This is a genomic window from Edwardsiella piscicida (assembly GCF_021733145.1).
Taxonomy (GTDB): domain Bacteria; phylum Pseudomonadota; class Gammaproteobacteria; order Enterobacterales; family Enterobacteriaceae; genus Edwardsiella; species Edwardsiella piscicida.
Genome location: NZ_CP090968.1, coordinates 2,274,347 through 2,294,510, shown reverse-complemented (window position 1 = coordinate 2,294,510; position 20,164 = coordinate 2,274,347). Strand labels below are relative to the sequence as shown.

The 20,164-nt window shown below is 62.0% G+C and carries 18 protein-coding genes; 16 read left to right on the top strand and 2 right to left on the bottom strand.

Features of this window, described 5'->3' with window-relative positions:
- Positions 1-89: 89 nt before the first annotated feature.
- From ansB to L1P05_RS10345, 16 genes are all read left to right on the top strand, one after another.
- Positions 90-1,136: an L-asparaginase 2 gene (gene ansB / locus L1P05_RS10420; RefSeq protein ID WP_012849011.1), complete on the top strand. Its 1,047-nt coding sequence runs from the start codon at positions 90-92 to the stop codon at positions 1,134-1,136.
- A 260-nt stretch (positions 1,137-1,396) separates the two neighbouring features.
- Positions 1,397-2,488, top strand: coding sequence for a 3-phosphoserine/phosphohydroxythreonine transaminase (gene serC / locus L1P05_RS10415; protein WP_012849010.1), 1,092 nt, complete (start codon positions 1,397-1,399; stop codon positions 2,486-2,488).
- Between the two features lie 186 nt (positions 2,489-2,674).
- Entirely contained in the window at positions 2,675-3,961 is a 1,287-nt protein-coding gene (gene aroA, locus L1P05_RS10410) for a 3-phosphoshikimate 1-carboxyvinyltransferase (RefSeq protein WP_012849009.1), read from the top strand.
- Positions 3,962-4,272: 311 nt separating this feature from the next.
- Complete coding sequence (gene cmk, locus L1P05_RS10405; protein WP_012849008.1) at positions 4,273-4,950, top strand: (d)CMP kinase; 678 nt, start codon at positions 4,273-4,275, stop codon at positions 4,948-4,950.
- A 227-nt stretch (positions 4,951-5,177) separates the two neighbouring features.
- Positions 5,178-6,851: a 30S ribosomal protein S1 gene (rpsA, locus tag L1P05_RS10400; RefSeq protein ID WP_012849007.1), complete on the top strand. Its 1,674-nt coding sequence runs from the start codon at positions 5,178-5,180 to the stop codon at positions 6,849-6,851.
- Between the two features lie 87 nt (positions 6,852-6,938).
- Positions 6,939-7,223, top strand: coding sequence for an integration host factor subunit beta (gene ihfB, locus L1P05_RS10395; protein WP_012849006.1), 285 nt, complete (start codon positions 6,939-6,941; stop codon positions 7,221-7,223).
- Between the two features lie 268 nt (positions 7,224-7,491).
- The gene (locus L1P05_RS10390) at positions 7,492-9,756 is read left to right on the top strand and encodes a DNA internalization-related competence protein ComEC/Rec2 (protein WP_012849005.1); all 2,265 of its coding nucleotides are present in this window, start codon (positions 7,492-7,494) and stop codon (positions 9,754-9,756) included.
- Positions 9,757-9,792: 36 nt separating this feature from the next.
- Entirely contained in the window at positions 9,793-11,547 is a 1,755-nt protein-coding gene (gene msbA / locus L1P05_RS10385) for a lipid A ABC transporter ATP-binding protein/permease MsbA (RefSeq protein WP_012849004.1), read from the top strand.
- Positions 11,544-12,539, top strand: coding sequence for a tetraacyldisaccharide 4'-kinase (gene lpxK / locus L1P05_RS10380; RefSeq protein ID WP_012849003.1), 996 nt, complete (start codon positions 11,544-11,546; stop codon positions 12,537-12,539). The genes msbA and lpxK overlap by 4 nt, the downstream gene beginning before the upstream one ends.
- A gap of 306 nt (positions 12,540-12,845) precedes the next feature.
- Positions 12,846-13,055, top strand: a complete 210-nt coding sequence (gene cspE, locus L1P05_RS10375; RefSeq protein ID WP_005296986.1) for a transcription antiterminator/RNA stability regulator CspE — start codon at positions 12,846-12,848, stop codon at positions 13,053-13,055.
- 217 nt (positions 13,056-13,272) lie between these two features.
- Positions 13,273-13,482 carry a cold-shock protein gene (locus tag L1P05_RS10370; protein WP_012849002.1) on the top strand — a complete coding sequence of 70 codons (210 nt, stop codon included), beginning with the start codon at positions 13,273-13,275 and terminating at the stop codon, positions 13,480-13,482.
- 295 nt (positions 13,483-13,777) lie between these two features.
- Positions 13,778-13,954 (top strand): Trm112 family protein, encoded by a 177-nt coding sequence (locus L1P05_RS10365; protein ID WP_012849001.1) that lies wholly within the window; start codon positions 13,778-13,780, stop codon positions 13,952-13,954.
- Positions 13,954-14,715 (top strand): 3-deoxy-manno-octulosonate cytidylyltransferase, encoded by a 762-nt coding sequence (kdsB, locus tag L1P05_RS10360; protein ID WP_012849000.1) that lies wholly within the window; start codon positions 13,954-13,956, stop codon positions 14,713-14,715. Before L1P05_RS10365 ends, kdsB begins: the two co-directional genes overlap by 1 nt.
- A 125-nt stretch (positions 14,716-14,840) precedes the next feature.
- Complete coding sequence (locus tag L1P05_RS10355) at positions 14,841-15,734, top strand: YcbJ family phosphotransferase (RefSeq protein ID WP_012848999.1); 894 nt, start codon at positions 14,841-14,843, stop codon at positions 15,732-15,734.
- 410 nt (positions 15,735-16,144) lie between these two features.
- A complete protein-coding gene (locus tag L1P05_RS10350; protein ID WP_012848998.1) occupies positions 16,145-17,551 on the top strand; it encodes a nucleobase:cation symporter-2 family protein in 1,407 nt (468 codons plus the stop codon).
- A gap of 107 nt (positions 17,552-17,658) precedes the next feature.
- Positions 17,659-19,029: an 8-oxoguanine deaminase gene (locus L1P05_RS10345; protein ID WP_012848997.1), complete on the top strand. Its 1,371-nt coding sequence runs from the start codon at positions 17,659-17,661 to the stop codon at positions 19,027-19,029.
- Position 19,030: 1 nt separating this feature from the next.
- Here L1P05_RS10345 and L1P05_RS10340 read toward each other — a convergent pair whose 3' ends face one another.
- Both L1P05_RS10340 and elyC read right to left on the bottom strand, forming a co-directional pair.
- A complete protein-coding gene (locus tag L1P05_RS10340) occupies positions 19,031-19,315 on the bottom strand; it encodes a hypothetical protein (protein ID WP_012848996.1) in 285 nt (94 codons plus the stop codon).
- On the bottom strand, positions 19,312-20,109 hold the full coding sequence (gene elyC, locus L1P05_RS10335) for an envelope biogenesis factor ElyC (protein WP_012848995.1): 798 nt from the start codon (positions 20,107-20,109) through the stop codon (positions 19,312-19,314). Before elyC ends, L1P05_RS10340 begins: the two co-directional genes overlap by 4 nt.
- Between the last annotated feature and the right edge of the window lie 55 nt (positions 20,110-20,164).

Genomic DNA, 20,164 nt, shown 5'->3' with positions numbered 1-20,164 from the left:
CCTCCACGTATTCGCTATGTCTGTCTGAGGTCACATTTTTTGTATGGATAAAATAGATAATTCATGCAGTTAACATAAGGAGAATTGGGATGAAGTTAGTCAAGGTTAGCCTGTTGGCACTATTGGTTTCCGGCTTTAGCGGCGCGGCGCTGGCGCTGCCGAGCATCACCGTACTGGCGACGGGCGGTACCATTGCCGGCGGCGGCGATTCCGCCACCAAGTCCAACTACACCGCCGGGAAGGTCGGGGTAGAGGCGCTGGTGGACGCGGTGCCGCAGCTGAAAAACATTGCCAACATCAAGGGTGAGCAGCTGGTGAACATCGGTTCCCAGGACATGAACGATCAGGTTTGGCTGAAGCTGGCGAAGAAAATCAACGCCGAGTGCAGCAAGACCGACGGGTTCGTGATCACCCACGGCACCGACACGATGGAAGAGACGGCCTATTTCCTGGATCTGACCGTGAAGTGCGATAAGCCGGTGGTGCTGGTCGGCGCGATGCGCCCGTCCACGGCGATGAGCGCAGACGGCCCGTTCAATCTGTATAACGCGGTCGTTACCGCCGCCGATCCGGCCTCCGCCAACCGCGGTGTGCTGGTCGCCATGAATGATACGGTGCTGGATGGTCGCGACGTAACCAAGACAAACACTACCGGGGTGGAAACCTTTAAGTCCGTGAACTATGGCCCGCTGGGCTATATTCACAACGGCAAGATCGACTACCAGCGTACGCCGGCGCGTAAGCATACGACTCAAACGCCGTTTGACGTCAGCAAGCTGACCTCGCTGCCGAAAGTCGGCATCGTCTATAACTATGCCAACGCCAGCGCGCTGCCGGTTGAGGCGCTGGTGAAAGACGGTTACCAGGGGATCGTGAGCGCCGGCGTCGGCAATGGCAACATGTATAAGACGGTATTCGACGCGCTGGCCAATGCCGCGCACGACGGCGTCGCGGTGGTTCGCTCCTCCCGCGTGCCGACGGGCTCAACCACGCAGGACGCCGAAGTGGACGACGCCAAGTACGGCTTTATCGCATCCGGTACGCTGAATCCGCAGAAGGCCCGTATCCTGCTGCAGCTGGCGCTGACGGAGACCAAAAATCCGCAGCAGATTCAGAAAATCTTCAACACCTACTGATAGCGGACGGGGGCAGACGTCCCCCGTTTCCCGCCGATTACCCGATGGCGCCCTATGGGCGCCATACTGCATCTTTCTGCGCCGGTTCTTCCATTTTGGCTACGCTTATGACAGGGGCGCTGCGTCCTCTTGGGGCCATGGGCGACGGCGGCATGGGCACGGCGGGTGATAACCGTTGCGGCGTCTGTCCAGCGGTGATACAACCAAAGACCTGTCAACCAAACACCTACGGGTGAAATTTAGCGAGAGCGGTGAGTGACATGACTCAGGTTTATAATTTCTGCGCCGGGCCAGCGATGCTGCCGGTAGAGGTACTGCGCCGGGCCGAACAGGAGCTGTGTAACTGGCACGGGCTGGGGACCTCGGTAATGGAGATCAGCCACCGAGGTGAGGCGTTTATGCAGGTGGCCGCCGAGGCCGAGCAGGATCTGCGCGATTTACTCAAGGTACCGGCAGATTACCGTATCCTGTTCTGTCACGGCGGCGCCCGCGGTCAGTTTGCCGCGGTCCCGCTCAACCTACTGGGGTCTGAGCGGACGGCGCGGGCCGACTATGCCGTTGGCGGCTACTGGGCGCAGAGCGCGGCAAAAGAGGCGCAGCGGTACTGCGATCCCCATGCGATCGATATCGCCCACCGCGTGGACGGTAAGCTGGCGATGAAGCCCATGGCGCAGTGGGATCTGCTGGACGATAGTGCCTATCTGCACTATTGCCCGAATGAAACTATCGACGGCGTCACGATCGATGAGGAGCCGGACTTCGGCGATCGGGTGGTGGTGGCCGATATGTCCTCGACCATTCTTTCACGCCCTATCGACGTGAGTCGCTATGGGCTTATCTATGCCGGCGCTCAGAAGAACGTCGGTCCTGCGGGGATCACGCTGGTGATCGTTCGGGAGGATCTGTTGGGGCGCGCGCGTCGGGAGATCCCGTCGATCCTCGACTACCAGGTGCTGGCGGAAAATGACTCCATGTTCAACACGCCGCCGACCTTTGCCTGGTATCTGTCGGGAATGGTCTTCAAGTGGCTTAAAGAGCAGGGGGGGCTGAGCGAAATGGCGCGCCGCAATCAGGCTAAGGCCGATCTGCTGTATCACGCGATCGACGGCTGCGAGTTTTACCGCAACGATGTGGCGCCCGCCAACCGTTCGCGGATGAACGTTCCGTTCCAGATGGTGGACAGCGCGCTGGATCCGCTGTTTTGGGACGAGGCGCAAAAGGCCGGGCTGCATGCGCTGAAGGGGCATAAGGTCGCCGGCGGCATGCGCGCCTCCATCTATAACGCCATGCCGCTGGCCGGCGTGCAGGCGCTGGTGGCGTTTATGGCAGACTTCGCCCGTCGCCACGGCTGATTTTCAGCGCGCGACCTAAGCCCCGTATCCGCGGGGCTTTTTTTATTGGCATCGCCGCCGAGCAGACGCCGATGGCGCGCCGTATAGTGACAGCGCTCAATAAAAACGGTACAAAAATACCCTTAACCCTTCATAGGAAGCGCGGCCATGACGGCGGCGCCGTTTGCCCAGCAGGAGTGATTTAGCATGTCGTCCGCCCTGACGTTACACCCCGTGCGCCGCTTTAGCGGCGAGATTAATCTGCCTGGTTCGAAAAGCGTCTCCAACCGCGCCCTGCTCCTGGCGGCGCAGGCCCGCGGCGTGACGCGGCTGCACAACCTGCTCGACAGCGACGATGTGCGCTACATGCTCGATGCCCTTAAAGCGCTGGGCGTGCGCTATCAGCTGTCGGACTGCCGCACCCGCTGCGAGGTGCAGGGGCTCGGGGGGACGCTGAGCGCCCACGGCGCGCTGACGCTATTTCTGGGCAACGCCGGCACGGCGATGCGCCCGCTGGCGGCGGCGCTCAGCCTGGGGCAGCGCGATATGATCCTGACCGGGGAGCCGCGCATGAAGGAGCGCCCGATCGCGCATCTGGTGACGGCCCTGCGTCAGGGCGGCGCGCACGTTGACTATCTGGAGAGCGATGGCTATCCGCCCGTGCGCCTGCGCGGCGGCTTTAACGGCGGCGACATCAGCGTTGACGGTTCGGTCTCCAGCCAGTTTCTGACTGCGCTGCTGATGGCGGCGCCGATGGCGGCAGAGGAGACCCGTATCACCATTCTGGGGGAGCTGGTTTCCAAGCCCTATATCGCTATCACGCTGGCGATGATGCGGACGTTCGGCGTGGAGGTGGAGCATCACGCGTATCGCCATTTCGTGGTGCGCGGGGGCCAGACCTATCAGGCCCCGGGCGACTACCTGGTCGAAGGGGATGCCTCCTCGGCGTCATACTTCTTGGCCGGTGCGGCGATCGCCGGCGGCACTGTCCGGGTGACCGGGATCGGCCGCCACAGCATGCAGGGGGACATTCACTTTGCCGACGCGCTGGAGAAAATGGGGGCCCATATTGAATGGGGCGATGACTATATCGCCTGCACCCGGGATAGCCTGCACGGTATCGATATGGATATGAACGCGATCCCCGATGCGGCGATGACCCTCGCCACTACCGCGCTGTTCGCCACAGGGCCGACGACCCTGCGCAATATTTACAACTGGCGCGTTAAGGAGACCGATCGCCTGGCGGCGATGGCCTGTGAGCTGCAGAAGGTGGGGGCCGTGGTCGAAGAGGGGCCGGACTTTCTGCGCATCGAGCCGCCGGCGCAGCTGCGGGCGGCGCAGATCGCCACCTATAACGACCACCGCATGGCCATGTGCTTTTCGCTGGTGGCGCTTTCGGACACGCCGGTGACCATCTGCGATCCCGGCTGCACCGCGAAAACCTTTCCCGACTACTTTAGCCAGTTTTCCGCCCTGTGCCATCCGCGCTAAGCCGCGTTTGCGTTAGGGGGTAATCTGAAAAGCCGGCGTAGGCGTACGCCGGCTTTTTGCTCTCTGATCGCCTGCGCAGCGGCACAGGCAATCGTTTGGGGGGCGCCCGCGCGGCGTCTTCCGGCGCCCGTTTTTCCAGCAACCGTCTCCTCAAGGGTAACAGTTCGCCCGGTGGCAGCGTATAATGCCGACGTATTTCATGCCCATCGCTGAGCGTGTTGGGGAATGGCGCGAGTGCGGCGACGTCGCCATTCCCCAACATGTTTTCGCCGATCCGCGGGATCGGAGGTTCCAATTGAGAGGAGACAAGAATGACGGCGATAGTCCCGGTCATTACCGTAGATGGGCCCAGCGGCGCAGGTAAAGGAACGCTGTGCAAGGCGCTGGCACAGGCCCTTGGTTGGCATTTACTCGACTCCGGTGCGATTTACCGCGTGCTGGCGCTGGCGGCGCTGCACCACCAGGTTAATATCGATTCAGAAGAGGCGCTGGTTCCGCTGGCGGCGCACCTGGACGTACGCTTTGACGCCGCCGAAGGCGATCTGCGGGTGATCCTAGAGGGGGAGGATGTCAGCACGGCGATCCGCACGGAGACCGTCGGCAACACCGCGTCGCGCGCGGCGGCCTTTCCCCGGGTGCGTGAGGCGCTGCTGCGTCGTCAGCGCGCGTTCCGCGAGGCGCCGGGGCTGATCGCCGACGGTCGCGATATGGGAACGGTGGTCTTCCCCGATGCGCCGGTGAAAATATTTCTGGACGCCAGCGCGCAAGAGCGCGCGCGCCGCCGGATGTTGCAGTTGCAGGAAAAGGGCTTTGATGTTAACTTTGAAAGTCTTTTAGCCGAAATTAAAGAGCGCGATTTCCGCGATCGTAACCGGGCCGTGGCACCGTTGGTCCCGGCGGCGGGAGCGCTGCTGCTCGACTCGACGACCCTGTCTATCGAGCAGGTTATCGCGCAGGCCTTGGCCCATGCGCGCCAGACGCTGGCGTAAGCGGGCATTCACGGCGGTGCGGCATGGCCGCAGTCAACGGGGCGGTGCGTCGTTATTTTTACGCGCTGTCTATTGTTGTTATTGATAAATTAGTTCGTTTAGCCGTGAAAAACGTTGTATAATTAGTACCCCTCGCCGCGATGGAATGCAGCCGAGGTATGTTAAACAACCCCGTCTGGCCGGATGCCGGATGGACGTTCAATTAAAGAATCCTGAAGATTATCAACATGACTGAATCTTTTGCTCAACTCTTTGAAGAATCACTGAAAGAAATCGAAACCCGCCCGGGTTCCATCGTTCGTGGCGTTGTTGTTGCTATCGACAAAGACGTAGTCCTGGTTGACGCCGGTCTGAAGTCTGAGTCTGCCATTCCGGCCGAGCAGTTCAAAAACGCTCAGGGCGAACTGGAAATCGCGGTAGGCGACGAAGTTGATGTGGCTCTGGATGCAGTAGAAGACGGCTTCGGTGAAACCCAGCTGTCCCGCGAAAAAGCTAAGCGTCACGAAGCTTGGCTGATGCTGGAAAAAGCTTACGAAGACGCTGCAACTGTTACCGGTGTTATCAACGGTAAAGTGAAGGGTGGCTTCACCGTAGAGCTGAACGGTATCCGCGCGTTCCTGCCGGGCTCCCTGGTAGACGTACGTCCGGTGCGTGACACTCTGCACCTGGAAGGCAAAGAGCTTGAGTTTAAAGTTATCAAGCTGGACCAGAAGCGCAACAACGTTGTAGTTTCTCGTCGTGCTGTCATCGAGTCTGAAAACAGCGCAGAACGCGATCAGCTGCTGGAAAACCTGCAGGAAGGCATGGAAGTTAAAGGTATCGTTAAGAACCTCACTGACTACGGTGCATTCGTTGATCTGGGCGGCGTTGACGGCCTGCTGCACATCACTGACATGGCTTGGAAACGCGTTAAGCATCCGAGCGAAATCGTCAACGTTGGCGATGAAATCACCGTTAAGGTGCTGAAGTTCGACCGCGAGCGTACCCGTGTATCCCTGGGTCTGAAGCAGCTGGGCGAAGATCCGTGGGTCGCTATCGCCAAGCGTTATCCGGAAGGTACCAAACTGACCGGTCGCGTGACCAACCTGACCGACTACGGCTGCTTCGTTGAAATCGAAGAAGGCGTTGAAGGCCTGGTTCACGTATCCGAAATGGATTGGACCAACAAGAACATCCACCCGTCCAAAGTTGTTAACGTTGGTGACGTTGTGGAAGTTATGGTTCTGGATATCGACGAAGAGCGTCGCCGTATCTCCCTGGGCCTGAAGCAGTGCAAAGCCAACCCGTGGCAGCAGTTCGCTGAAACCCACAACAAGGGCGATCGCGTTGAAGGTAAGATCAAGTCAATCACTGACTTCGGTATCTTCATCGGCCTGGAAGGCGGCATCGACGGTCTGGTGCACCTGTCTGACATCTCTTGGAACGTTGCCGGCGAAGAAGCCGTCCGCGAATACAAGAAAGGCGACGAAATCGCAGCCGTCGTTCTGCAGGTTGACGCAGAGCGTGAGCGTATCTCCCTGGGCGTTAAACAGCTGGCGGAAGATCCGTTCAACAACTACATCTCTCTGAACAAGAAAGGTGCAATTGTTACTGGTAAAGTCACCGCTGTTGACGCGAAAGGTGCTACAGTTGAATTAGCTGATGGCGTAGAAGGCTATCTGCGTGCTTCTGAAGCCTCTCGCGACCGCGTTGAAGATGCGACTCTGGTTCTGAACGTAGGCGACGAAGTCGAAGCTAAGTTCACCGGCGTTGATCGCAAAAACCGCGTTGTAAGCCTGTCTGTACGTGCTAAAGACGAAGCGGAAGAGAAAGATGCCATGGCTGCCGTAAACAGCCAGGACGATGCAAACTTCTCCAACAACGCTATGGCTGAAGCATTCAAGGCTGCTAAAGGCGAATAATGATGAGGGCGGCGTAAGCCGCCCTGTAACGGTAGTTAAGCTGCATCGTGCGCTCTCCCGTCATGGGAGACACAGCTTGGAGGATATATGACCAAGTCAGAACTCATTGAAAGACTTGCCAGTCAGCAGCCCCATCTGCCTGCTAAGGCCGTTGAGGATGCGGTAAAAGAGATGCTGGAACATATGGCAGCTACGCTCGCCGACGGTGAACGCATCGAGATCCGTGGTTTTGGCAGTTTTTCACTTCACTACCGTGCTCCCCGCGTCGGCCGTAACCCGAAAACCGGCGAAAAAGTGGAGCTGGAAGGTAAATACGTTCCCCACTTTAAACCGGGTAAAGAGTTACGCGATCGGGCAAACATCTACGCTTGATTGCGGATTGAATTGATTAAAATGGCGCCGAATGGCGCCATTTTTCTTATCAATCGTAGACCCCCTCCGATGGCGGCGGCGATCGTTCATGGGGCCTCCAGCGCGCCCGCGCGCGCTCTCCATATCTTTACCCCCCAGTCCGTGAGCGGCGTAGATTTTCATTGGCGATGACGCTTTTTGCGCGCCGCTGCGCAGGCGTGTATCTTGCCGGATTACCCCGTCTGCCTTTGCGTGCACACTCCCCGTTTTAACCTGCGGTGGAGGATGGATGGGGCTGCCGACGGCGTTATTTTATCTGGCGTGCGGTATGCTGCCGCTGCTGTGGCTGCCGACGCTGCCGTCGGGGGGCGCATCGGCGCTGCTGCTGGGCGTAGCGCTGCTGTGTCTGCGGCGGCGCGGCGGGGTGAGCCTGCGGATCGGGCTGCTGTGCCTGGGGCTGCTGTGGGGCAGCGAGCGGGGCCATCAGGCGCTGCGGCCGCTCGCCTACGCCGATCGTGCGGTGACCCTTGAAGGGCAGGTGGTGTCGGCGTCGCTGGCGAGCGCCGCGCCGCGTCAGCCGGTTATTCTGCGGGTAACCCGTCTGGCGGGGCGGGCGGTTGCGCCGTTCCGTCTGCTGTTGCACTGGGACAGCCTCCGCTTTCCCTTCGCGGCCGGGCAGCGCTGGCAGGTGGATGCGATGCCGCGGGCGCTGCACGGTACCCTGAACCCGGCGGGCTTCGATCTCCAGCGTCATTATCTGTCTCAGGACGTGGTGCTGAGCGCGACGCCGCGTGGCTATCGTCTGCTGGATCCCCGGCGCACGCTGCGCCAGCGCATCATCGATCTTGCCGTCCGGCGCCTAGCCGACCATTCAGCCCAACCGCTGCTGCTGGCGCTGCTGTTCGGCGAGCGGGGAGGGATAACGGCAGAATCACGCACGCTGCTGCGCCAGAGCGGGACGCTGCACCTGCTGGCGATCTCCGGGCTGCATATTGCCCTGGCCGCCGCGCTGGCTCACGGGCTCTGGCGCGGGGTAGCACTGCTGTTGCCGCTGCATTGGCAGACGCCGCGCCAGCCTTTGGCGCTGGCGGTGCTGGCCGCCTGGGGCTATGCCTGGCTGGCGGGAGTACCGCCGCCGACGCTGCGCGCCGCGCTGATGGTGACGCTGTATGCCCTGTGGCGCTGGCGCGGACGCCAGTCTACGCTGCGCGATGTGCTCACGCTGACCCTGTCGCTGGGGCTGCTAACTGAGCCGCTGCTGCTGCTGTCGTCGGGCTTTTGGCTGTCGGTGAGCGCGGTGGCGTCGCTGCTGTTCTGGTCCGCCTGGCAGCCGTTGAGCGATCGACTGCGTCGCCCCGGCTGCGCGCCGCTGCGATTACTGCACCTGCAGCTGGGGCTACTGCTGCTGCTGTCACCGCTGCAGCTGGCGCTGTTCCACGGCATCAGCTGGACCGCGCCGCTGGCCAATCTGGCGGCGGTACCGCTGGTCTCGCTGGGCGTCATGCCCTTGGCGCTGGCGGGGCTGTTACTGACGCTGGTCGGTTTACCGTGGGCGGGAGAGGGGGCGTGGGGCGTGGCGCTGTGGCTACTGGAGGCGCTGCTGGCGCTGCTGCGCCGCTTGCCCGATGGCTGGTTGACGCCGAGCTCGCTCGCCTTGGTTTATAGCGCGCTGGCGCTAGCGCTGGCTCTGCTGTGGTCGATTCGCCAAGGGGGGCGCGATCTGTGGCTGTGCCTGCTGTGCGGGCTGCTGGCCGCCGGAGGGGCGCTGCGCGGACGCAGCGGTAGCGAGGGGTGGCGGGTCGAGATGATGGATGTCGGCCACGGGCAGGCCATCGCGATCAGCCGGCGCGGACAGGCGCTGCTGTATGACAGCGGGGGACGCTGGCCGGGCGGCGACGCGGCGCAGCAGATCGTGCTGCCATACCTTCGTTGGCAGGGGCTCCGGCTGAGCGGGATCATCATCAGCCATGCCGACAGCGATCATGCGGGAGGGCGGCGAACGCTGACCCAGGCCTATCCTCTGGCCTGGCTCGCCTCGCCGGCGCCGAACGATCTCCCGTGCCGGCGCGGTCTGCATACCTATTGGCAGGGGCTACGGATCGACTTTCTCTGGCCGCCGCGGGCGGTGGCTCGCCCGCGTAACAACGACTCGTGCGTCGTGCGTATCAGCGGGCCGGGGGGCGCGCTGCTGCTGACGGGGGACATTGAGGCCGACAGCGAGCGGGCGCTGTTGGCGACGGGGACGGACCTGCGCGCCGCGGTGATGCAGGTTCCCCATCACGGCAGCAGCAGCTCCTCCAGCGAGGAGCTGCTGCAGGCGGTGCAGCCGGCCTTGGCGCTGGCGTCGGCCGCCCGTTACTCTCCCTGGCGCTTTCCCGCACCGTCGGTGCGCCAGCGCTACGACCAGCGGGGGATCGCCTGGCGGGATACCGCTCACGAGGGGATGATTCGGGTGGATTTTTCTGCCGCCGGCTGGCGGGTCAGCGCCCAGCGGCAGCAAATAGATCCGCATTGGTATCATGCTTGGTTTGGCGTTGACGGCCATAACGGGTAAAATAATCCGCTGTTTCATTCCTAACTGGTTCATTAAATGCTGAATGATAAAGATCTCTCGACCTGGCAGACGTTTCGTCGGCTGTGGCCGATGATCGCTCCCTTTAAAGCGGGGCTCATCGTGGCGTCGGTGGCGTTGGTGATCAACGCGGCCAGCGATGCCTACATGCTGTCGTTGCTTAAGCCGCTGCTGGACGACGGGTTTGGTAAGGCGGGGTCCGACATCCTTAAGTGGATGCCTTTTGCCGTTATCGGGCTGATGGTGCTGCGCGGCCTGTCCGGCTTTGTCTCCTCGTACTGCGTGTCCTGGGTGTCCGGCAAGGTGGTGATGAATATGCGCCGCGGCCTGTTTTCCCACATGATGGGCATGCCGGTCTCGTTCTTCGACCAACAGTCGACCGGGACGCTGCTGTCGCGCATCACTTATGACTCCGAGCAGGTGGCCTCCTCCTCCTCCGGCGCGCTGATCACCGTGGTGCGCGAAGGGGCTTCGATTATCGCGCTGTTCTGCCTGATGTTTTACTACAGCTGGCAGCTGTCGGTGATCCTGATCGTTTTGGCGCCGATCGTGTCGTTCGCGATCCGCTATGTCTCCAAGCGCTTTCGCAACATCAGTAAGAATATGCAGAGCTCCATGGGGCAGGTGACCGCCAGCGCGGAGCAGATGCTGAAGGGGCACAAAGAGGTGCTGATCTTCGGCGGGCAGAAGGTCGAGAGCGAGCGCTTCAACCAGGTGAGCAATCACATGCGTCAGCAGAGCATGAAGATGGTGACGGCGTCGTCGATCTCTGACCCGATCATCCAGCTTATCGCCTCGTTTTCGCTGGCCTTCGTCCTCTACGCCGCCAGTTTCCCGAGCGTGATGGATACGCTGACCGCCGGGACCATTACCGTGGTGTTCTCTTCCATGATCGCCCTGATGCGTCCGCTGAAGTCGCTGACCAACGTCAACTCGCAGTTCCAGCGCGGTATGGCGGCCTGTCAGACCCTGTTCGCCATTCTGGATTTGGAGCAGGAGAAAGACGAAGGCAAGCGCGTGCTGACGGCAGATCACGCCAAAGGGGATATCCATTTCAAGCAGGTGACCTTTACCTATCAGGGCAAAGAGGTGCCGGCGCTGCGCGACATCAGCCTGACCATTCCGGCCAGCAAGACGGTGGCGCTGGTGGGCCGCTCCGGCTCCGGGAAGTCGACCATCGCGCATTTGCTGACGCGCTTCTATGACATTCAGCAGGGGACGATCCTGATCGATGGACACGATCTGCGTGAATATACCCTGAGCTCGCTGCGCGATCAGGTGGCGCTGGTTTCACAGAGCGTGCACCTGTTTAACGATACCATCGCCAACAACATCGCCTATGCGCGTGATAATACCTACACCCGTGAGGAGATCGAGCACGCGGCGCGTTTGGCCTATGCGATGGACTTTATCGATAAAATGCCGCAGGGGTTGGATACCATCATCGGGGAGAACGGCGTGATGCTCTCCGGCGGTCAGCGCCAGCGTATCGCGATTGCCCGAGCGCTGCTGCGCGACTGCCCGATCCTGATCCTCGATGAGGCGACCTCGGCGCTGGATACTGAGTCCGAGCGCGCGATTCAGGCGGCGCTGGATGAGCTGCAGAAAAACCGGACCTCGCTGGTGATCGCCCATCGCCTCTCGACCATCGAGAGCGCCGACGAGATCCTGGTGGTGGAGGACGGCTGTATTGTGGAGCGCGGCAACCATCGCACGCTGCTGGACAGCGACGGCGTTTATGCCCAGCTCTACCGGATGCAGTTCGGCCAATGATCGCGCGGATCTGGTCTGGGCGTTCGCCGCTGTATCTGCTGCTGCTGCCGCTCTCCTGGCTGTATGGCCTGGTGGCGCTGCTGCGCCGTGAGGCCTACCGCCGCGGTTGGCTGCGGGTCTGGCGGGCGCCGCTGCCGCTGGTGGTGGTGGGGAACCTAACCGCCGGGGGCAATGGCAAGACGCCGCTGGTGATCTGGCTAGTTGAGCAGCTGCAGCAGCGTGGCTACCGGGTCGGGGTGGTCTCGCGCGGCTACGGTGGCCGGGCCGCGCACTATCCGCTGGTGCTGGGGCCGGATACCCGCAGTGCGGAGTGCGGCGATGAGCCGCTGCTGATAGCCCAGCGCACCGGTGCCCGGGTGGCGGTGGCGCCGCAGCGCAGCGCGGCGGTGCAGGCGCTGCTGGCCCAGGGGCCGCTGGACGTGGTGATCACCGACGATGGCCTGCAGCACTACGCGCTGGCGCGCGATATGGAGCTGGTGGTGGTCGACGGGGAGCGCCGCTTTGGCAACGGCTGGTGGCTGCCGGCCGGGCCGATGCGCGAGCGGGCCGCTCGGCTGCGCAGCGTCGATGCGGTGATCGTCAACGGCGGCACGCCCCGATCCGGCGAGATCCCGATGTCGTTGGCTGGCCATACGCTGGTCAATCTGCGCAGCGGGGAGCGGCGTGCGGCGGCGCAGTTTGTGACGCCGGTTATCGCCATGGCCGGGATCGGCCATCCGCCGCGCTTTTTTCATACCCTGACACAGCTGGGGATCCCGCTGCAGGCGAGCCATGCCTTTGCCGATCACCAGGCGTATCAGGCGCAGGCGCTGACGGCGCTGACGCCGCAGGCGCAGCCGCTGCTGATGACCGAAAAAGACGCGGTGAAATGTCGCGCCTTTGCCCAAGACAACTGGTGGTATCTGCCGGTCAGCGCGACGCTGCCCGCGGAGGCCGGCGAGCGTCTGCTGGCGCGTATCACCGCGCTGATTGCGGCGCGGCCGCGCGGTTAGGGCCGTCCGCGGCGGCGGCAGGGCGCCGTCGCGCCGGTCATTTAGGCGGTAAATATTTTAAAAGGGAAATTTTTAGGCAAAAAACGACTTGCTCAATCGCGGCGTTTATGCGTAAATGGTCTCGGCCTGTAAAACAGACCCGATTTATGTACGACATGAGAATAAAGCTGTTACTCTTTTAAGACGTTATCCTTGGTGATTCCGCTTGTTCGAGAACCCTCTTCTTAGTGCCACCCATAAGTTAGTTTCTGCATTCGGCCTAACCCCCCGATGGGGCAATTTCAGTTAAAATTTAAGGTAATTCAAATGTCTAAGAAGACTGGTCAGGTAAAGTGGTTCAACGAAAGCAAAGGCTTCGGCTTTATCGAGCAGCATGACGGCGGTAAAGATGTATTCGTACATTTCTCTGCCATCACCGGTGACGGTTTCAAAACGTTGGCTGAAGGCCAGCGTGTAGAGTACACCATTCAGGACAGCCCGCGCGGGCCGGCTGCCGCCAACGTTGTTGCGCTGTAATTACATCGCATAACGTGTGACAATGCACTTATCGTTAGCGCGGCGATGCGTTCGCCCGTGACGTGCATTGTCTCTCGAGAAAGCCCGCCTCTTACGGCGGGCTTTTTGTATCTGTAATTCACCAAGGCTCATGAGGTTGATAACGATAACTTGACAGAGCATGACCACCCCAAGGGCGTATGTCCGCGCGGGTGTACTGATAAGAAGGATAAGTAAAATGACATTAAAAATGGGTTTCGTGAAGTGGTATGACCCGAGTGCGGGTCTGGGCGTAATCTCTCCTCTGGACGGCGGTGACGATCTGTACGTCAACCGGACCGGTATCGCCAGCGCGCGTAATAAGCTGCTGCGCGAAGGGCAGCGGGTCGAGTTTTCGACGCCGCGCGGTCGCCGCAGTCAGATGGCGGAAGATGTGATCGCCTACTGATGTACCGTGCAGCCAGCGTTTTCCCTACACGTCTCCACGCTGGCTGCTGATAGCGCCTTTCCCCCTCGCTCCCCCGCGTATTGATTCACCTGATTTTCGTCAACAACTTCATGTTTTCAGATTTTGCGATAGCGCAGCATCCTGATTTGCATCATAGTGAATCACGCCGTAGCGCGCTGACGTTCACAGGGCTGCATTCTGCGCCCCCTGGGCTGCGCCAGCGGATGATTAATTCCCCCGAAGGGGGTATGCTAGCGCTACTTTTGGATAGCAAAATCAGTAGGACCCTTTACGCATGGATCACCGTTTACTCGAGATAGTTGCCTGCCCGGTATGTAACGGAAAGCTCTCTTTTAACCAAGAGCATCAGGAGCTCGTCTGTAAAATTGACCGTTTGGCCTTTCCGCTGCGCGACGGCATCCCCGTGATGCTGGAAAATGAGGCCCGACCCCTGCCGCTGGAAGAGAATTGATGAGTTTTATTGCTATTATCCCATCCCGATATGCATCGACCCGCCTGCCGGGGAAGCCGCTGGCGGATATCGCCGGTAAACCTATGGTGGTACATGTGATGGCCCAGGCTCAGGCCTCTGGCGCTGAGCGGGTCATTGTGGCGACCGATCACCCGGATGTGCAGCGCGCCGTGCTGCAGGCGGGGGGCGAGGTGTGTATGACGCGCGCCGACCACCATTCGGGGACCGAGCGCCTGGCCGAGGTGGTTGAACGCTGTGGCTTTGCCGATGACGACATCATCGTCAACGTACAGGGCGATGAGCCGCTGATCCCGCCGCAGATTATCCGTCAGGTGGCGGAGAATCTGGCGCGCTGTGACGCCGGTATGGCGACGCTGGCGGTGCCGATCCACGACGCCGCTGAAGCCTTTAACCCCAACGCGGTGAAGGTGGTGCGCGACAGCCAAGGCTATGCGCTCTATTTCTCGCGCGCCACGATTCCCTGGGATCGCGATCGCTTTGCCGTCTCGCAGAGTCAGATCGGGCAGACGTTTCTGCGCCACATCGGCATTTATGCCTATCGCGCCGGTTTTATTCGCCGCTATGTGACGTGGGCGCCCAGTCAGCTTGAGCAGATTGAGATGCTGGAGCAGCTGCGGGTGCTGTGGTACGGCGAGAAGATCCACGTAGACGTCGCGCTGCAGGCGCCGGGCACCGGGGTAGACACCCCTGAGGATCTGGCCTGCGTTCGGGCGATCCTGGCATCGCAGGGGCAGGAGTGACTGCGCCGGCGGTGATGCGAGTTAACGTAAAAGCGTGCGATTGCACGCTTTTTTGATCTTAGCGCGTGTGGCGGCGCGCATTCTCGCCCATGATAAAGTATCCGGTGACGAAAAGGGTATGACGGATGGAGCAACTGAAAGCGGAGTTAAGCGCCGCGCTGGGGGAACCCGTGGGGCGGATGGTGCAAATCAGCGAGCAACCCTATGCTCGCCTGTATGCGCTCTATACGCGCCAGGGTACGGCGATCCCGCTGGTGGCGAAAAGCTATCTGTGCGGCGGCGTGGCGCAGCAGGAGGCCTATAAGCTCTCGATGCTGGCCCGTCAGGGGACCGTCCGCCTGCCCGCCGTATTCGGCGTACTGATGACGCAGCAGAGCCCGTTTCAGGAGGTGCTGCTGATGGAGCGCCTCTCCGGGGTGGCCGCCGAGGCGCCCGCCCGCACCCCGGCGCGCTGGGAGAGCCTGAAAGAGCAGATCGTTGAGGGGCTGCTGGGCTGGCACCGTATCGATAGCCACGGCTGCGTGGGTAACGTCGATAGCGTGCAGGAGAATGGCTGGGCCGAGTGGTATCAGCAGCGGGTGACGGTGATCGGATCGCTGCTGGACGCGGCGCATATGGGGCCGCTAGCGATGCCCGTGCGACGGGCGCTGGTGCGCAGCCAGGCGCAGCTAACGACGCTGTTCGCGGATTTTGATGACGGCGCGGTGCTGGTGCACGGCAACCTGACGCTGCGCAGCGTGCTGAAAGAGAGCCGTAGCGATCAGCTGCTGGCGATGCTGAATCCCGGCATGATCCTGTGGGCTCCGCGGGAGTACGATCTGTTTCGCCTGTGCGAGGACGATATGTCGGCCGATCTGCTGGGCAGCTACCTGCGCAAGGCGCCGGTCAGCGAGGCGTTTATGGCGCGCCGCTGGCTGTATATGCTGTGGGAGGCGGCCAACCGCTATCTGCACACGGGGGTTCAAGAGCAGGCGGTGCTCGCCCGGGCGGCGCAGCAACTGCTGCCGTGGCTGGGATAGCGCTCTCTGGGTTCCTCGGCGCAGGGTCGCCACGCCGTCAATCACTTTGAGGCTCTTTCGCATCGAAAATGATACGTCGCCTACCACTTTGATAGTGCGACGCAAACGTTTAACCGCCATCTCGTCATGCCGCGTCGCCGCCGTCGGCGATAAGTGTGACGCCTTCCTCAATTCTCATTTCATTTTACTCTGAATACCGTTTTAGACGGCAAATGCGCATGCTCTGTGCATGGTGATAACGCCAGCGTCCGGCGAGAGCGGGATGCGGCAGATGCCATGATATAGGTGTCTTCCATCACTGCGCGCGGCGCCGTGCGCAGTGATGGAGCGCGCCTGAGCTAGGGGAAGCGAATGCCTCTCGAATCGTAGCCGACGGCGGACGCCGCCGCGCCGTAAGGAGTGATGAGTCCATGAGCGTCATGAAGAATCCGCCAGCGGAAAGTGCTGCGCAGCCTGTCGATGAAGTTGAGCGTAAGCTGCCTATCGTGCAGCTGTTTACCCTAGGATTGCAGCATGTGCTGGTGATGTATGCCGGCGCCGTGGCGGTGCCGTTGGTGATCGGCGGCAGCCTCGGCCTGCCCAAAGATCAAATCGCCTTTCTGATCAGCTCCGATCTGTTCTGCTGCGGCGTAGTGACCCTGCTGCAGTGCCTGGGGATCGGTCGCTTTGCCGGTATCCGCCTGCCGGTGATCATGTCGGTTACCTTCGCCGCCGTCACGCCGCTGCTGGCGATTGGCGCGGATCCCACCATCGGCCTGACCGGGATCTTTGGCGCGACCATCGCCTCGGGGATTCTGGCGACCCTGATGGTCCCGCTGGTCGGGCGCCTGATGCCGCTGTTTCCCAACGTGGTGACCGGGGTCGTGATCACCTCCATCGGCATCAGCATTATGCAGGTGGGGATCGACTGGGCGGCGGGGGGCAAGGGGAATCCGGACTACGGCAGCCCGCTGTATCTGGGGACCTCGCTGCTGGTGCTGGTGTTTATCCTGCTGGTGACCCGCTATGCCAAGGGCTTTCTCGGCAATATTTCGGTGCTGCTGGGCATCGTCTTCGGTTTCCTGGTGGCGCTGTGGCTGGGGGAGGTCAGCTTTGACGGGCTGAGCGACGCCGCCTGGTTCGCGCCGATCCACCCCTTTGCCTTTGGCTGGCCCACCTTCGAGCCGGTCTCCATCGTGACGCTGACGGTGGTGATGTTGATTACCTTTATCGAATCGATGGGGATGTTTCTGGCGCTGGGCGACATCGTTGGCCGCCCGGCCAAGCAGCACGATATCGTGCGCGGCCTGCGGGTGGATGGCATCGGCACCATTATCGGCGGCATGTTTAACAGCTTTCCGCACACCTCCTTTTCGCAGAACGTCGGTCTGGTGAGCGTGACCGGGGTCGCCAGCCGCTGGGTCTGCGTGATGTCCGGCGTCATCCTGCTGCTGTTCGGGCTGATCCCCAAGATGTCGGTGATCGTGGCCTCGGTGCCGCAGTTTGTGCTGGGTGGCGCCGGGATCGTGATGTTTGGCATGGTCCTGGCCACCGGGATCCGTATTCTGGCGCGTACGGACTTCAGCCATAACCGGTTTAATCTGTATATCGTCGCCATTAGCCTGGGGGTCGGGATGATCCCGACGGTATCGAGTCACTTCTTTAGCCAGTTGCCACCCGTCCTGCAGCCGCTGCTGCACAGCGGAATCCTGCTGGCCAGCGTTAGCGCCGTCGCTCTGAATCTGTTCTTTAACGGCTATCAGCGCGATGAGCGCGTCGTCAAAATGCGCGCCGAGCGGCGGGCGGCCCGCCAGGCCGACTCATCACAGGCCTCTTAGGCGCCGTAGGCGCTCAGATGCCGTAGGCCGCCGCTGGGGCTATGGCACCGTTAAATCAGCCGCGGAGCGGCGCGCAGCGGATGCGCTCGCCCGCAGAGGGGAAAGCGATGCACACGAAGAAGACGCTGGTGATTAAGAATGCCGATCTGCTGGTCACGATGGACGATCGGCGCCGGGAGATCCGCGGTGGCTGCATGCTGGTGGAGGGATGCCGCATTGTGGCGGTCGGCGGCAGCGAGCTATTGGCCGCCGGCGCCGACGAGGAGTTGGATCTGCGCGGGCACGTAGTGATCCCGGGAATGGTGAACACCCATCACCATATGTTCCAAACCCTGACCCGAGCGCTGCCCGGTGCTCAGGATGCCGAGCTGTTCTCCTGGCTGGAGACGCTGTACCCGGTGTGGGGGCGCCTGACGCCGGAGATGATTTATATCTCGGCCCAGACGGCGATGGCGGAGCTGATGCTCTCCGGCTGCACGACCTCCAGCGACCACCTGTACCTGTTTCCCAACGGCTGTCGCCTGGATGACAGCATCGACGCGGCGCGCGAAATCGGCATGCGTTTTCACGCCTGTCGCGGCAGCATGAGCCTGGGACGCAGCCGCGGCGGCCTGCCGCCCGATGCGCTGGTAGAGCGTGAGGGGGCGATTCTGGAGGATTCGCTGCGGCTGATCCAGGCCTACCATGATGCGGCGCGCTTCAGCATGCTGCGCATCGCGTTGGCGCCTTGCTCGCCCTTTTCCGTCAGTCGAGAGCTGATGAAAAAGAGTGCGCAGCTGGCGCGTCAGCACGGTGTTTCGCTGCATACCCATCTGGCGGAGAATGATAACGACGTCAGCTACAGCCAGCGCCACTTTGGCATGACGCCGGCGGAGTATGCGCACGATCTGGGCTGGACCGGCCCGGACGTTTGGCATGCGCACTGCGTGAAGCTGGATGCGCAGGGGATCGATCTGTTTGCCCGCACCCAGACCGGGGTCGCCCACTGCCCATGCTCCAATATGCGTCTGGCGTCGGGGATCGCGCCGATCCGCCAGATGGTGGACGCCGGGGTGCCGGTCGGTATCGGCGTGGATGGCTCGGCCTCTAATGACGGCAGCTCACTGCTGGCCGAGGCGCGTCAGGCGATGCTGCTACAGCGCGTCGCCAGCGGGCCACAGGCCATGAGCGCGCGCGAGGCGCTGTGGCTGGCGACGCGGGGTGGGGCGCAGATCCTGAACCGCGATGACATCGGCGCGCTGGCGCCGGATATGGCGGCGGACTTTGTCGCCTTTGATCTGCGCGGCCTGGGCACCGCCGGCGCCCGTCACGATCCGCTGGCGGCGCTGGTGTTCTGCAACCCGGGCAACGTGGCCCTCAGCGTGATCAATGGTCGGGTGGTGATCCGCGACGGTCAGCTGCAGACGATCGATCTGCCGCAGGTGATCGCGAAGCATAACCGCCTGAGCACGCTGCTGCTGCACGCCGAGCCGCTGTAGCCTAGCGGGTGCGCCACAGCCAGCGACGGCACAGCAGGTAGGCCGTCGCCGGCAGCAGCAGCAGGCAGGCGGCGCCGGTCAGCAGCGCCGCCGTGGAGCCCAGACCGGTGGTCCAGGCAAAAAAGAACCCCAGCATGCTGACGGTTTCCAGCGGATTGCCGTTCAGCGCGGCGTTCTGCGGCTTGGCGAGCGCGTCGAATAGCAGCACCTGCCCTTCAAAGATCAGCAGCGCGACGGCCAGGCTGTAGAGGCGAGCGCGTCGCCGCGTTAAGGTCCGTAGGGTCATTTCTCCTCCGTTGGCGCCGCCGGGCGCCGATCCTGAGCCTGTCCCGTGAGTCCCTGCCAGAGACGCCCCAGCGTTTCATACCAAGCGCGTTCGCTGTGTCCCAGATAGAGCGGAGAGGGAAGCCAGCGCTCCCAGGGATTGAGCGGGCTGGCGATCGCCAGTTGGTTGGCCGGCGCCGGGATCGGATCGAGCCCCTGGTGATGGAAAAAGCCCAGCGCCCGCGGCATATGGTTGGCCGAGGTCACCAGAATCAGCGGCGCGTTCCCGACAACGTCGGCGACGGCCTGCGCCTCTTGGCCGGTATCCCGGGGACTGTCTAAAACGATAATACGCTGCTCATCGACGCCCAGCGAACGCGCCACCCGCGCTGCGACCTCGGCGCTGCTGACCGGGTTCCCCTGCGCCGCTGCGCCGGTAACGATAAGCCGCGCCTGCGGGTTCAGGGCGAGCTGGCGAATGCCCTCGGTCACCCGCGGCAGGCTGTTGCCGATCAGGTTGGAGCTGGGCGCCCACTGCGGGTTATAGGTATAGCCGCCGCCGAGCACCACCACATAGCGGGCCTGGTGCGGGCCGTTCAGGGTCGGGTAGCGATCCTCCAGCGGAGCGAGCAGGCGATCGGCCAGCGGTTGCATGCTCAGCAGGAGAATACCCAGCCAAGCGAACGAAACGAGGACTTTTCCTGTTCGCTGACGGCGAGTGAACCAGAGCAGCACCAGGCCGAGCGCGCAGAGCGACAGGAGCAGCGGCAGCGGTAATAGCAGCATGCCGACAAATTTTTTGAGCTCAAATAGCATGGCAACCGTCTCTTTTGGATGAAAAAACGTCATTCGCGTCGAATATCAGGCTGAT

Bases quoted from the DNA above. Each gene is read 5' to 3' on its own strand.
- ansB (WP_012849011.1), top strand. From the start codon at position 90: ATGAAGTTAGTCAAGGTTAGCCTGTTGGCACTATTGGTTTCCGGCTTT.
- serC (WP_012849010.1), top strand. From the start codon at position 1,397: ATGACTCAGGTTTATAATTTCTGCGCCGGGCCAGCGATGCTGCCGGTA.
- aroA (WP_012849009.1), top strand. From the start codon at position 2,675: ATGTCGTCCGCCCTGACGTTACACCCCGTGCGCCGCTTTAGCGGCGAG.
- cmk (WP_012849008.1), top strand. From the start codon at position 4,273: ATGACGGCGATAGTCCCGGTCATTACCGTAGATGGGCCCAGCGGCGCA.
- rpsA (WP_012849007.1), top strand. From the start codon at position 5,178: ATGACTGAATCTTTTGCTCAACTCTTTGAAGAATCACTGAAAGAAATC.
- ihfB (WP_012849006.1), top strand. From the start codon at position 6,939: ATGACCAAGTCAGAACTCATTGAAAGACTTGCCAGTCAGCAGCCCCAT.
- L1P05_RS10390 (WP_012849005.1), top strand. From the start codon at position 7,492: ATGGGGCTGCCGACGGCGTTATTTTATCTGGCGTGCGGTATGCTGCCG.
- msbA (WP_012849004.1), top strand. From the start codon at position 9,793: ATGCTGAATGATAAAGATCTCTCGACCTGGCAGACGTTTCGTCGGCTG.
- lpxK (WP_012849003.1), top strand. From the start codon at position 11,544: ATGATCGCGCGGATCTGGTCTGGGCGTTCGCCGCTGTATCTGCTGCTG.
- cspE (WP_005296986.1), top strand. From the start codon at position 12,846: ATGTCTAAGAAGACTGGTCAGGTAAAGTGGTTCAACGAAAGCAAAGGC.
- L1P05_RS10370 (WP_012849002.1), top strand. From the start codon at position 13,273: ATGACATTAAAAATGGGTTTCGTGAAGTGGTATGACCCGAGTGCGGGT.
- L1P05_RS10365 (WP_012849001.1), top strand. From the start codon at position 13,778: ATGGATCACCGTTTACTCGAGATAGTTGCCTGCCCGGTATGTAACGGA.
- kdsB (WP_012849000.1), top strand. From the start codon at position 13,954: ATGAGTTTTATTGCTATTATCCCATCCCGATATGCATCGACCCGCCTG.
- L1P05_RS10355 (WP_012848999.1), top strand. From the start codon at position 14,841: ATGGAGCAACTGAAAGCGGAGTTAAGCGCCGCGCTGGGGGAACCCGTG.
- L1P05_RS10350 (WP_012848998.1), top strand. From the start codon at position 16,145: ATGAGCGTCATGAAGAATCCGCCAGCGGAAAGTGCTGCGCAGCCTGTC.
- L1P05_RS10345 (WP_012848997.1), top strand. From the start codon at position 17,659: ATGCACACGAAGAAGACGCTGGTGATTAAGAATGCCGATCTGCTGGTC.
- L1P05_RS10340 (WP_012848996.1), bottom strand. From the start codon at position 19,315: ATGACCCTACGGACCTTAACGCGGCGACGCGCTCGCCTCTACAGCCTG.
- elyC (WP_012848995.1), bottom strand. From the start codon at position 20,109: ATGCTATTTGAGCTCAAAAAATTTGTCGGCATGCTGCTATTACCGCTG.